Below are 12,182 nucleotides of genomic sequence, written 5' to 3'. Positions count from 1 at the left end.
CTTGCAGAATGAAAAGCAAGGTTCGTGCCAGATTAACCATCTAGGCGCATGAGCGACGCGCCGCCGTCATCCAGCTGCTTGGCCGTGTCGATCAGCTTCACCTGGGTTTCCCAGGCGCGGCTCGCCTCGATCATCTGCACGAGCGCCGAGGTTGCGTTGACGTTGGAGCCTTCGACGGAGCCGCCGGTGACGGTCGCGAGGGGATCGGTCGGCAGGACGCCGCCATTGGTTTCGCGGAAGAGGCCATCCGTGCCCTTGGCGATGCTGGAGCCGACCGCGCGGACGAGCTTCAGGCCATCGACGCGCTGTGGGTTGGCCGGATCGCCGCCCTGGGGGACGCCCCAGATGCTGCCGTCCTGCGAGATGGAGACGCTGTCCATCTGCGGCAGGGTGATCGGGCCGCCCTCGCCAAGAACCGGCAGGCCGTCGCCGGTGGTAAGGAGACCGCTGTCGGAGAGTTTGAGGTCGCCTCGGCGCGTATAGGCTTCGCTGCCGTCCGCAGCCTGAACGGCGAGCAGTGCATCGCCGTTCATGGCCACGTCCAGCGGATTGCCGGTTTCGATGACCGCTCCTTGCGCCATGTCGGACGCGATCACCTGTTCGGACGCCTGCGCCCGCGTGTCGAAACCATCGCCCTTGATCCAGCGCGTCTCTGCATTGGCGATCTCCGCGCGGAAGCCAACAGTGTTGACGTTCGCGAGATTGTTGGAAATCGCAGCTTGCCGCGCCATCGCGCCGCGCATTGCGGTGAGTGCCGTGTTGACGAGCCGGTCCATGACTTTGTCCTGTTCCTAGCGCGGCGGGCTGACCGGGTTTCGTGAAATCCGGTGAAGCCCGCGCGGGGCCTGAGCGTAGCCAAGGCGCGGATGCGTGAGCATCCCTGCGCCTTGCTATTAAGTGCGCATGTTGACGATGGTGGTCGACAGCGTGTTCGCCGCCTCGATCGCCTTCGAGTTCGCCTGGAAGTTGCGCTGGGCCGAGATCAGGGCGACCAGTTCCTCGGTGATATCGACATTGGCGCGTTCGAGAGCGCCCGAGCGTACCGAGCCGTAAAGGCCGCTGTTGCCTGTGCCGAAGCGCGGCTCGCCGCTGGCCGAGGTCGAAGTCCAGTGTGCGTCGCCCATCTGGCGCAGGCCGTCCTGGCTGTTGAAGGCCGCCATGGCGGTGGTGCCGAGATAAACGGTCGAACCGTCGGCATAGACGCCCGTGATCTGTCCATCCTTGCCGACGCCGACGCTGTTGAGCTGGTTACCGGTGCCGCCGGCTGGCCAATTGGTGGGAACCTGAAGATCGGCAAGGTCAGCGGAAGTCAGCGTGCCGGCGGCAAGGCCAGCGGCTATCGCAGCGCTGGGCTGGCCAGTCGTGGGATCGACCGGGATCACCTGCACGCGGGCGCCGGTCGTGTCGACGACGAAGCGGTCCTCCGTCAGCGACAGGGCGCCGTTACGCGTGAAGCTGACCTGGCTGTCGCCGGTGCGCTTGACGGTGAAGAAGCCTTCGCCAGTGATGGCGAGGTCGAGCGTCTTGTCGGTACCCTCGATCGTGCCCTGCGTGAACTGCTGGGTGATCCCCTGCACGCGCGCGCCCTGGCCAGCGACCTGCGTGGTCGTCTGCATCGGCGCGGCGGCGAAGATATCGCCGAACACGGCCTTGCTCTTCTTAAAGGCGGTGGAGTTCACGTTGGAGACGTTATTGGCGATGGTCGCCAGATCGGTCTGGGCGGCCTTGAGGCCGGAAAGCGAGATGTAGAAGGACATGGCGTTGCTCCTTGGGTGAAAAGGATTTGAAGTATTTCTAGGTCACGAGGTTAGGCGAGTGAAATGGCGTCCGACGGGCTGTAGCTGCCCAATGGGGTGATGAGCTTGGAGGCGCTGCCGTCGGCGGGTGACTGGACGGCGGCGATGGTGGCCCAACTGGCGACACGCGACGGTGAAGCGCCGTTGACGCGAATCTTGAGCGCGTCGGTGGCGACCCGCTCTCCCGCCTCATTCTTGCCGTCCCAGTAGAAATTGACGTCGCCTGCGGGCTGATTGCCGAGATCGATGGTCTTGAGCACGTTGCCGGACCCGTCGAGCAGATCGACGGTCGCGCCGCTGGTCGCGTCCTTGAAGCTGACCTGGCCGATATATTGACCGGACGCATCGGGGGCGACGATGTTGCTTTGAACCAGCATCGACTTGCCGATCCAGCTTGCCGCATCGCCAAGGCGCGAGCCCGTAAGCTGCGAGGCAAGGCCTTTCAGCGTCTGGTTCATTTCCGCAATGCCGCTGCTGTTGGTGATGGTGGCCATCTGGGCGACCATCTGCGCGTTATCCATCGGCGCGAACGGGTCCTGCGTCTGCATCTGCGCGGTGAGGAGACGCAGGAAATCGGCCTGGCCCATCTCCGCCTTGCCCGTGCCGACATTCTTGTACGGATTATAGACGGAAAGGCCCGCGCTGTCGGTGACGGTGGAGGTCGTGCTCATTTGCCGATCCTTATGGTTTCGAGCATGAGGGATTTGGCGGTGTTCAACACCTGCACGTTGTTTTGATACATGCGAGCGGTCTCGATCATGTCGACCAGTTCAGCGCTGCTATCGACAGCCGCTTCCCACACATCGCCGTTCTGGTCGGCGAGCGGGTGGTTGGGGTCGTGGCGCTTGGTCGGCTTGGCGTCGGTGGTGAGGACGTTGGCGACCTTCACGGTGGACACGCCGGGCTTGTCGGTGACCGATTGGAAAACCGGCTTGATGGCGCGATAGGCGTCCGCCTCGCTTCCGGTGACATTGCCCGCATTGGCCATGTTGGAAGCCGTGGCGTTCAATCGCACAAGCTGCGCGCTCATGGCGCGACCGGCGATATCGAAGACGTTCATGGGACCCGAACCGCTCATGCTCATTCTCCCTTCAGCGCGCGCGTGATGGTGTTGATGCGCCCTTCCAGGAAGGAGAGGGTCGTGCGGTATTTGACGGCGTTTTCAGCAAACAGCGTCTGTTCGGTGCTGAGTTCGACGGTGTTGCCGTCTAGGCTGGGCTGAAGCGGCACGCGATAGCCCATGCTGTCGTCCACGGCCTTGCTGACATCCGCTATTCCGCTGCCCTGCTGGCGCGTCGTCGCTTCCTTCAGCGCAGCGTCGAAATCGATGTCCCGCGCCTTGTAGCCCGGCGTCGAGGCGTTCGCGATGTTGGACGCGAGCAGGGACAGGCGTTGCGAGCGAAGCGCCAGCGCCTTTCCATGTACTCCGAACAATCCGTCTTCCAGCGACATTTCCGTCTTTCCGTCTTTTTGCCCTTGAGGGCCTAAACTTTGTGGTTCCTCCGCCGTTCTGAGCCCTGATGGCGTGAACCGCTGGTGATCCGAACGGCTATTTCGCAAGAGCCGTGCCAATTTGCGTGGGTGACGCATCGGCATGTGCGGAAACGGCGGAAATCCTTGGGTTCGGATGAAGGCGGCGGCAGGGGCGGCAAGATTTTGCCGGTCCTGGGCAAGGCTTTGCCGCTGGTGATCCGGGTGAATGGGGGACTGGTTGATGATCGGACTATTGGCGCAGCTTTTCGATCCCCTGACGCTGCTGATCATGATCGGCGGGGTGGGCGCGGTGGCGCTGTTCCAGAATGGCGGTCCGGCGATCGGGCGTGGTTTCGCCGCGCTGGTGCCGCTGCTGCGCGCCGATCCGGACAAGGATCAGGCGACGGCGCGCGCGGCCTTGCTGAAGATCGACCAGGTCGCGCAACTGCGCGGGCTTGCCTGCACCGATCGGGTGAAGACCGCCAACCCCTTCCTCGCTGAAGCGGCACGGCGCCTCGCCAACAGCGAAAAGACCGAGCAGTTCGAGATTTGGGCAGCGCAGGCGCTGGCCGACCGGGCGCGCCGCCATGCCGGCGCGCGCAACGTCTGGCTGTCGATTGCCGATGCCGCTCCCGCGCTGGGCATGGCGGGCACCATATTGGGCCTGATCGGCATGTTCGCGGCGATGGACGATCCGGCGGCTCTGGGGCCGTCCATGGCGCTGGCGCTGCTGACGACGCTCTATGGCATGGTGATCGCCAATGTCATCGCCGCTCCCATCGCGAGCCGCCTTGCCGACCTGTCGGAGCGGGAACTGGCCTGGCAGAAGGAAGCGGCCAGCCGCTTGGTCGCCATCGCGCGGCGGGAGAATGTGACGACGCTGCGGGCAGCCATCCGCGAGGTGGCGTGATGATCGCTGCTGCCTCGCAAGCCCGGCGCAACCGTTGGGCCGTGAGTTTCGCCGACCTCCTGTTGCTACTGCTCGGCTTCTTCATTTTGTTGCAGGCAAGCGGGCAGAAGCGCGACGCCATGCTGGCGCAGGTGCGTCAGCAATTTGGCGGGCGCGCGGTGGCCAAGGACATGGAGCTGCGCGCAGCGGAGATGTTCCTGCCGGACGAGGCATTGTTGTCGGGTCAGGGCAGGGCAGCGCTGGCAAGAGTGGCAGCAGGCCTGCGATCGGGCAGCGGCAGGATCGACATCAGCAGCCTTGGCACCGATCCCGCGCGGCGGCGGTTCGATCCTTGGGATCTCGCGGCGGCGCGGCTTGGCGCGGTGGCGCGCGAGTTGAAGGCGCAGGGGCTGGCCGGTGATCGGCTGCGCATTCGCGGCCTCGACCAGATGGACGGCGGCACGGGCAAGGGCCAGCTGATCCGCATCGGCGAGGCGGCCGGGCAGCGTTAACGACTTGTTAGCCATATCGGATGCTTAATGCGTGGCATGAATCTGTCCGCATCCGGAGATATGCTGTGAAAACGCTGCCCCTTATTGCCGCCATGGTGCTGGTCACAGCAGTTTGTCAGCCTGCGCTGGCGCAACAGAAATTCGAGAATCTGGATCGGCTGGACGGCTTGGTCGCGATGACCGTGGGCGCCAATATCGGCGAGCCTGGCGGGCCCATCGCGCCAGTTGACCGGCGACTGCGGCTAGCGGCCTGTCCTGTGACGCCGACCGTCGAAGGGCCGACTTTCGGCGCGGCGATCGTGAAGTGCGACTCCGTGGGATGGCGTATCCGCGTGCCCTTGAACGGCGGCGGCGGCGCTGCTGCGGCACCGGTTGCGCGCTATGGCGTTGCTGCGCGTCCTGCGCAGCGCGATTTGGTGGTGAAGCGGGGGGACCCGGTCCAGCTGCTCGCCGGCAATGCGAGTTTCAGCGTCTCGCGCGCGATGATCGCGGATGAAGACGGCGCCGTGGGCGACACCATTCGCGTGCGCGAGGACAAGCGGTCCACGCCTGTCCTCGCGCAGGTGGTCGAAATGGGCACCGTTCGCATTCCGGGATTTAATGATTTTTGAACCCTGCCGTTATAGGGTGAACGGGACGAGTGAAGGATTGTAAGCCATGATCAAATCTGTCGGCCAGAATATGAGCGCCGCCATAGAGGCTTCCCGGTTGCGGGACAGCGGCAAGACGCGGAGCGCTTCCGATAAGGGTGGGCCGAGCGTGTCGTCATTTTCGGCATCCGCCAGTCCCGCAGCCCGCATGGCGGCGGAAGGCGCGCCGGTCAACATGGACCGCGTCGCGGCGATCAAGGCAGCCATCGCCTCGGGCAATTATCCGGTCGATCCGGCTGCGATCGCCGACAAGATGCTCGCGCTCGACCTACCGATCAACGGTTAAGGCTTATCATGCCGCTCGGCCTTGCAGCGTTGGACGACCTCTTCTCGGCATTCGACGAGCTGCGGGTCGCGCTTGACGGCACCGACGTCGCGGCCATCGATGCTGCCGCCGCCCATGTGAGCCGGAGCGCCGCCGCAGTGCGTGCGATCGGCGCATGGCGCGCGGATGACGCGATTCGCGAACGAGTGACAGCGCTGCTGCCGATGATCGAAGCGGCGCGCGTGCGGATCAATGTGCTGACCGATCATGCGGGACAGCGCCTGTCGCTGCTGGCGGCGCATGGGTCGACCCAGGCTCCGCTGGTTTACGGGCGATAGAGGCCAGGGGCTCCGCTCCCCCGAACGGTAGGTTAAACTCTGATGTTGTGAGACGAGGCGCCCCAGAGGCGCCTTTTTCTTTGCATGCTGAACGCGCCAGCAACATTTATGGAGCGCGCGTTAACCAAATCTTGGCATAAGCCTTGCTCTAATGCTCCCCGGTACCAACGGGGATTATTTCATTGTCGGCATTTGCAGACATAGCAGCGACAGGCGCTTCGACCGGCAACCGCGTGACGAACGCGATCGCCATGGCGAGCCGCAGGACGGGCGTGGACTTCGCCTATCTGCTGGGCCAGGCGAAGATCGAAAGCAGCCTTAATCCCACGGCGCGCGCGAGCACCTCGTCGGCAACGGGCCTGTATCAGTTTATCGACCAGAGCTGGCTCGCCGTCATCGACAAGCATGGCAGCGAATATGGCCTTGGCTGGGCCGCCGACATGATCAGCCGGGGCCAGAACGGCCGCTATTATGTCGCGAACCCGGAAATGCGCCAGCAGATCCTGGATCTGCGCAACCACCCCGAAACCGCCTCCGTCATGGCCGCGCAGCATGCGGCCGACAACAAGGCCTATCTCGAACAGCGGCTTGGCCGTGAGGCTGAGCCGGTCGATCTCTACCTCGCCCACTTCCTGGGCGTCGGCGGGGCCAGCAAGTTCCTGTCGGTCCATGATCGCGCGCCGGGCGCAACCGCTGCGTCCATGTTCCCCGCCGCCGCGCGGGCCAACCGCTCCATCTTCTACGATCGCTCCGGCAGTCCTCGCAGCTTCGCCGAAATCCGTGATCGCTTCGCGTCGAAGCTTCAGCGCGGCGTCGATTCGATCAACACTGGCCCCATCCAATATGCTGCCGCTCCGCTGCCCGATGGCGCGAAGACCGTGCAGCCCGCAGATTATGTGCGGATCGAAACCCAGCGCCTCGCAAATGCGGCCGATGTCAGCATCAAGCCGCAGCCGCAGACTGCGCGTCTCGCCTATCTCATGCTCGCCACCCTCGGAAGGTAACGGCCACTCATGACTCCTGCCCAAGTCAAAGCGAAGATCTGGATGAGCGCCGCCAAGGGGGCCGTGCTGCCCATCGCGACGCTGATGGTCGTGCTGTTCATGATGGTGCCGGTGCCTGCGTTCATGCTGGACCTGGGTTTCATCACCAACATCATGATTTCTCTGGCCGTGCTGATGGTGGCGCTGAACGCCGCCAAGCCGCTGGACTTTTCGAGTTTTCCCACGGTGCTGCTGTTCGCGACCTTGCTTCGCTTGGCGCTCAACGTCGCATCAACGCGTGTCGTGCTGGTGTCGGGCCATGAAGGATCAGACGCTGCGGGCCATGTGATTGAAGCCTTTGGCCATTTCCTGATCGGTGGCGACTATGTGGTCGGCATCTTCGTCTTCGCGATCCTGATGATCATCAACCTCGTCGTGATCACCAAGGGCGCGGGCCGCGTCTCGGAAGTCAGCGCGCGCTTCACCCTGGACGCCTTGCCAGGCAAGCAGATGGCGATCGACGCCGACCTCAACGCTGGCCTGCTCACCCCGGAAGAAGCGAAGGTTCGCCGCCGCGAAGTGGCGACCGAAGCGGACTTCTACGGTTCGATGGACGGTGCGTCCAAGTTCGTGAAGGGTGACGCGGTCGCGGGCATCCTGATCCTTGCGATCAACATCGTCGGCGGCATCATCCTGGGCGTGGTCAGCCATGGCCTGTCCATGGGCGAGGCCGCGCAGACCTATATCATCCTCGCCATCGGCGACGCGCTGGTGGCGCAGGTTCCCGCGCTGCTGCTTTCCATCGCCGCCGCTGCGATCGTGACGCGCGTTGGCAGCGAGGATGATCTGTCCAACCAGATCACCGGCCAGTTCGGATCGAGCAAGGCCTGGACGCCTGTGGCCGCGATCCTGACCTTCCTCGGCATTCTGCCCGGCATGCCGCACATGATCATCCTGCCCGCGGCAGCGGTTGCGGGCTATATCGCGTGGCACCTGCGCAAGCAGGCCAAGGTGAAGGCCGCCGAGCCCGCGCCGATGCCGGAGCCCGCCAATCCCGCGCTGATCGAATGGAATGACGTGTCCGACGGCGCGATCCTCGGCCTTGAGATCGGCTATGGCCTCATCGGTCTGGTCGACGAGCGCAAGGGCGCGCCGCTAATGGCCCGCATCACCGGCATTCGCCGCCAGCTGTCCAAGGAACTAGGCTTTGTCGTGCCGATGGTGCGCGTGAAGGACAATCTGGCGCTGGAGCCGAACCAATATCGCATCACCATCGCTGGCGTGGTCGTCGGCGAGGACGAGATTTTCCCCGACGATCTGCTGGCCCTCGACAGCGGCGCGCTGGAAGGCGTGGTGTCCGGTCGTGAGGCGAAGGACCCGACATTCGGCCTCGACGCCGTCTGGATTTCGCCAGCCAAGCGCAGCGAAGCGGTGGTCGCGGGCTATACCGTTGTCGATCCGCCGACGGTGGTCGCGACGCATCTCAATCAGCTGATCGCCATGAATGCGAGCGAGATGTTCGGCCTCGACGAAGCGCGAAAGCTGCTCGACAATCTGAAGGACGCAGCGCCGCAGCTGGTCGATGGCCTGACCCCCGGCACGCTCAGCCTCACGCAGATTTCCGCGCTGTGCCGCGCACTGCTCTCCGAAGGCATCGCGCTCAAGGATTTCCGCCGCATCTGCGAAGCGATGGTCGATGCCGCGCGGCCGGACATGAGCCACGAGCAACTGGTCGAAGCCGTGCGCCAGCGGATCGGCGCGCTCATCATCCAGGGGCTGGTCCCGGTGAAGATGCCGTTGCCGGTCATCACGCTGGACGGCGATCTGGAAGCGCTGCTCGCGCAGGCGATGCGCGTTGCTGGCGACGCCAAGCATCCGATCGAACCCGCGCTTGCCAACCGCATCATCGAAGCGGTGGTGCAGGCTGCCCGTCCGATCATGGGGCAGGCGCGCAACTTCGCCATCGTGACTTCGCCTGTGGCGCGCCGTGCGCTCGCCCGCCTGTTCAAGCCGCATCTGCCCGAAACGCCGGTGCTGTCCTTTCTGGAAATCCCCGATGGCAAGGGCGTGGAGGTCGTTGCCGTCGTCGGCGGCGAACAGCGGCCTGCGCCCCGTCACGATCCGCTTCCCACTCGCGAACGCGTCGCCTGAGGATAACTGACCCATGTTCATGAAGAAGGTCATCGCCGGTTCCGACGCCAATACCTACGGCCGGTCGAACAACAGCCCGGAACAGCTCGCCCGCCGCTACATGCCGCTGGTGCGCAAGATCGCATGGCATGTGCATGGCCGCGTATCGAGCGCCGTTGAGGTCGAGGATCTGCTCCAGATCGGCATGGTGGCTCTGGTCGAGGCAGCGAACGGTTTTGAAGATCGCGGTCTTGGCTTCGCCTCTTACGCACAGATGCGCGTGCGCGGCGCGATGATCGATCACCTCCGGCGCGGGGCGACGATCGCCCGGTCGGCCATGGCCAACCGCAAGCAGCTGGCCGCCGTGCGCAACCGGCTGGAGCAGCAACTGCGCCGCGCGCCGCTCGAAGCGGAAATGGCGGGCGCAATGGGGATGGAAGCGGCCGACTATCGCGAACTCGCCGACAGTTGCGAGATGGTGCAGCACAGCAGCATGGATGAAGTCTATTCCGACCAGTCCATGTGGTTCGCCGATGTGGAAGACCGCGCCGACGATGTCATGGAACGCGAATCGCTCAAGGCTGCGCTTGCCAAGTGCATCGGCGAACTGCCGCAGCGCGAAGCCATGGTGCTGCAGCTCTATTTCGTCGAGGAACTGAACCTTGAGGAGATCGGCCAAGCGCTCGACATCGGCGCAGCCCGCGTGTGCCAGATCAAGAAGGCGGCGCTGGACAAGCTGCGCGACAAGCTTCGCGAGTGGGATTGAATTTTATGCGCCGTGTGCCTGCTAAGGCAGGAGCCCTGTTCTGCGGTCCCAACTAGGCTCCTGCCTTCGCAGGAGCACCGTGTTTAGGTGGCTATCTCGTGAAATAGGTCACGCCAATCGGCGTTACTCTCTTCAATCAGGCGCAGCTTCCAAGCGCGCTTCCACTTTTTGATCTGCAGTTCGCGCAGACGAGCTTCCTGCAGATCATCATGGGCTTCAAACCAGACGAGAAAGTGGCAGCGATATCTCAAGGAAAACTCGCCGCCGAACCCGTTGCGATGCTGCCAGCTGCGGCGAACGAGGTCGCTGGTCAAGCCGAGATAGAGCGTGCCGTTACGGCCACTAGCCATTAGATATACATAGCCAGCTTTGTTCATGCATTGCGCATTACCGTGTTCCTGCGAAGGCAGGAACCCAGTTGTGCCGTGTGGACTGGGCTCCTGCCTCCGCAGGAGCACAAAGTTCATCGCCGATCGTTTGCGACTGCCTGCTGCAGCGGAGCCATCCCAGCAGCCTGTTCAGGATAATGCGGCGCGCGATAGCTGTTTGTCCGCCACCAGGGCTCTGCCACCTGAAAAAGTCCGCTGCGTTCCGCCTTCTGACCCAGACCTTTACGCGCCGTGACGGCAGCAAGGACGGGAGCAAGCACAAGCCCCGCGACCACGGGTATGATCCATCCCACCGACGTGCCGCCCTGGATCGCCAATGCAGTCAGCAAGCCGCCCAGCATGATATGATATTTGAACAGCCAGACGGCGCCCCCGATCGACATGCCGTCCCGGTCGCGAACCTGCCCGCTCCAGCTGCTTTTGCGCCCCATCAATATGCCGAACAGGTTGATCGTCTGCGTGAGCATGCTGACGGGCGCCATCAGGATCGAGAGCGCGATGTCCGCCATGACGCCCCGGCTCATGCGCGCCGCTCCGCCAAAGCCGATGCGCCGCGCCGGATCGGCCATCGCCCATCCCATCGCCAGCAGCTTCGGCCCGAAGAGCAGCACTGCGGTGAGCGCCAGCAGCCCGCCCGATGGCAGGATGGCGCTCGGCGGCCACACGCCCGCCAACGCACCGCCCAGCACGACGAGCAAGAGAGCCAGCCATAGCGGCGACGTACAATAGGCCGACGCGCCGACCAGCAGCTGGAACCGGCTGACCAGATGCAAGCCCCTGATCTTGGGGATGAGCGGCACATGCTGGATATTGCCCTGGCACCAGCGGCGGTCACGGGTGGCAAGGTCGGGAAGGGAAGGGGGAAACTCCTCGAAACTGTCGTCGGCCATGACCATGTGCACGTCCCAGCCGCGGCGGCGAAGCAGCGCGGCCTCGATCATGTCATGGCTCATGATATGGCCGCCGAACGGGGCGCGGCCGGGCAGTTCGGGAAGGCCGCAACTCTGCGCGAAGGCCTTGGTGCGCAGGATGGCATTATGCCCCCAGAACATGCCTTCCGATCCCGCCCACCAGATCATGCCCGCAGCCGAGATCGGGCCGAACAGGCGGCTGGCGAACTGCTGCCACCGGGCGAAGAAGGTGGATGCCCCCACGATCGTCGGCACGGTCTGGATCAGGCCGACATGCGGATGCCGTTCCATGTCGAGCGCCAGCCGGGCCATGGTCTGCCCGCTCATCACGCTGTCCGCGTCCAGCACGATCATATAGTCATAGCCGCCGCCGAACCGCTGTACCCATTCAGCGATATTGCCGGGCTTGCGGCCGATGTTGAGTGCGCGGCGGCGGTAATGCACCGGCCGCGAGAAGCCCTTGCGCATTTCCAGATAAGTGTTGCGCTCTATCTCGCCATTGTCCGGGTTGGAATCGCTCAGGATGAAGAATTCGAAGCGTTCATTGCCCATGACCTGTGCAAGGGAGCGCTCCATGATCGACAGGCGGCCCATCACGCCCAGAAAATCCTCGTTGCAGACCGGCAGCAATATGGCCGTCCTCCCCCGAAGCGGAGTGGCAAAGGAGGTTCGATAGGGCTGGGCGGCCGACGCCTTTCCCATCGTCAGGATCAGGAACCCGATCAGGCTGGTCGCAAAGCCGAAGGCGATCCAGGCGAATAGCGGGATGAAAAGGGCAAGATAGACGCCTTCCCACAGCGAAATGCCGTCGAGGCCAATGGAGCGCCGCATTTCATGCGCAGCCATGGATGCAGGCAATAAGGCCAGCAATATGACGAGCATGCGCCGGGCCCATTGATCGATGTTCAGCGGACGGTGCGGAAAATCGCGCGGATGCTCGCTGAAATCCTGCTCCGGCATCGGGAGCGGCATTTCGGCGGGCACATGCTCGAACGCGCGTGCGGAGGCTTGCTCCTTGCCGCTACCCGTTTGCCCGCTGATCATCGCCATTTCACGTCTGTCCGTTCCAAAAATCATGAC

15 protein-coding genes are annotated in these 12,182 nt (G+C 63.9%); 8 read left to right on the top strand and 7 right to left on the bottom strand.

Features of this window, described 5'->3' with window-relative positions; all coding sequences use genetic code 11:
- Positions 1-32: 32 nt before the first annotated feature.
- From SPHS8_RS06575 to flgB, 5 genes are all read right to left on the bottom strand, one after another.
- Entirely contained in the window at positions 33-776 is a 744-nt protein-coding gene (locus SPHS8_RS06575; protein WP_097092171.1) for a flagellar basal body rod protein FlgF, read from the bottom strand.
- 117 nt (positions 777-893) lie between these two features.
- On the bottom strand, positions 894-1,757 hold the full coding sequence (locus SPHS8_RS06570) for a flagellar hook-basal body complex protein (protein WP_097092170.1): 864 nt from the start codon (positions 1,755-1,757) through the stop codon (positions 894-896).
- A 50-nt stretch (positions 1,758-1,807) separates the two neighbouring features.
- On the bottom strand, positions 1,808-2,467 hold the full coding sequence (locus SPHS8_RS06565) for a flagellar hook assembly protein FlgD (RefSeq protein WP_201514741.1): 660 nt from the start codon (positions 2,465-2,467) through the stop codon (positions 1,808-1,810).
- The gene (gene flgC, locus SPHS8_RS06560; protein ID WP_097092168.1) at positions 2,464-2,874 is read right to left on the bottom strand and encodes a flagellar basal body rod protein FlgC; all 411 of its coding nucleotides are present in this window, start codon (positions 2,872-2,874) and stop codon (positions 2,464-2,466) included. Before flgC ends, SPHS8_RS06565 begins: the two co-directional genes overlap by 4 nt.
- Positions 2,875-2,876: 2 nt before the next feature.
- Entirely contained in the window at positions 2,877-3,248 is a 372-nt protein-coding gene (gene flgB / locus SPHS8_RS06555) for a flagellar basal body rod protein FlgB (RefSeq protein WP_097092167.1), read from the bottom strand.
- Between the two features lie 262 nt (positions 3,249-3,510).
- On the opposite strand from flgB, the gene SPHS8_RS06550 reads away from it, so the two are divergent.
- The 8 genes from SPHS8_RS06550 (at position 3,511) to SPHS8_RS06515 (ending at position 9,802) form a co-directional block, all read left to right on the top strand.
- Positions 3,511-4,179, top strand: a complete 669-nt coding sequence (locus SPHS8_RS06550; protein WP_201514740.1) for a MotA/TolQ/ExbB proton channel family protein — start codon at positions 3,511-3,513, stop codon at positions 4,177-4,179.
- Positions 4,179-4,670: a flagellar motor protein MotB gene (locus SPHS8_RS06545; RefSeq protein ID WP_201514739.1), complete on the top strand. Its 492-nt coding sequence runs from the start codon at positions 4,179-4,181 to the stop codon at positions 4,668-4,670. The genes SPHS8_RS06550 and SPHS8_RS06545 overlap by 1 nt, the downstream gene beginning before the upstream one ends.
- Before the next feature lie 92 nt (positions 4,671-4,762).
- Positions 4,763-5,281, top strand: coding sequence for a flagella basal body P-ring formation protein FlgA (locus tag SPHS8_RS06540; protein WP_201514898.1), 519 nt, complete (start codon positions 4,763-4,765; stop codon positions 5,279-5,281).
- A 46-nt stretch (positions 5,282-5,327) separates the two neighbouring features.
- Complete coding sequence (gene flgM / locus SPHS8_RS06535; RefSeq protein WP_201514738.1) at positions 5,328-5,606, top strand: flagellar biosynthesis anti-sigma factor FlgM; 279 nt, start codon at positions 5,328-5,330, stop codon at positions 5,604-5,606.
- A gap of 8 nt (positions 5,607-5,614) precedes the next feature.
- Positions 5,615-5,923 carry a hypothetical protein gene (locus SPHS8_RS06530; RefSeq protein WP_097092164.1) on the top strand — a complete coding sequence of 103 codons (309 nt, stop codon included), beginning with the start codon at positions 5,615-5,617 and terminating at the stop codon, positions 5,921-5,923.
- Between the two features lie 182 nt (positions 5,924-6,105).
- Complete coding sequence (locus tag SPHS8_RS06525; RefSeq protein WP_201514737.1) at positions 6,106-6,927, top strand: lytic transglycosylase domain-containing protein; 822 nt, start codon at positions 6,106-6,108, stop codon at positions 6,925-6,927.
- A 9-nt stretch (positions 6,928-6,936) separates the two neighbouring features.
- The gene (gene flhA, locus SPHS8_RS06520) at positions 6,937-9,057 is read left to right on the top strand and encodes a flagellar biosynthesis protein FlhA (protein WP_201514736.1); all 2,121 of its coding nucleotides are present in this window, start codon (positions 6,937-6,939) and stop codon (positions 9,055-9,057) included.
- Between the two features lie 13 nt (positions 9,058-9,070).
- A complete protein-coding gene (locus SPHS8_RS06515) occupies positions 9,071-9,802 on the top strand; it encodes a sigma-70 family RNA polymerase sigma factor (RefSeq protein WP_201514735.1) in 732 nt (243 codons plus the stop codon).
- A gap of 83 nt (positions 9,803-9,885) precedes the next feature.
- Here SPHS8_RS06515 and SPHS8_RS06510 read toward each other — a convergent pair whose 3' ends face one another.
- Positions 9,886-10,179, bottom strand: coding sequence for a GIY-YIG nuclease family protein (locus SPHS8_RS06510; protein ID WP_201514734.1), 294 nt, complete (start codon positions 10,177-10,179; stop codon positions 9,886-9,888).
- 86 nt (positions 10,180-10,265) lie between these two features.
- On the bottom strand, positions 10,266-12,146 hold the full coding sequence (mdoH, locus tag SPHS8_RS06505) for a glucans biosynthesis glucosyltransferase MdoH (protein WP_201514897.1): 1,881 nt from the start codon (positions 12,144-12,146) through the stop codon (positions 10,266-10,268).
- Between the last annotated feature and the right edge of the window lie 36 nt (positions 12,147-12,182).

The organism is Sphingobium sp. S6, assembly GCF_905120495.1.
In the GTDB taxonomy this organism is placed as follows: Bacteria; Pseudomonadota; Alphaproteobacteria; order Sphingomonadales; family Sphingomonadaceae; genus Sphingobium; species Sphingobium agri.
Note: the sequence above shows the minus strand (reverse complement) of the source record. Positions and strands in the feature narration are given on the sequence as shown.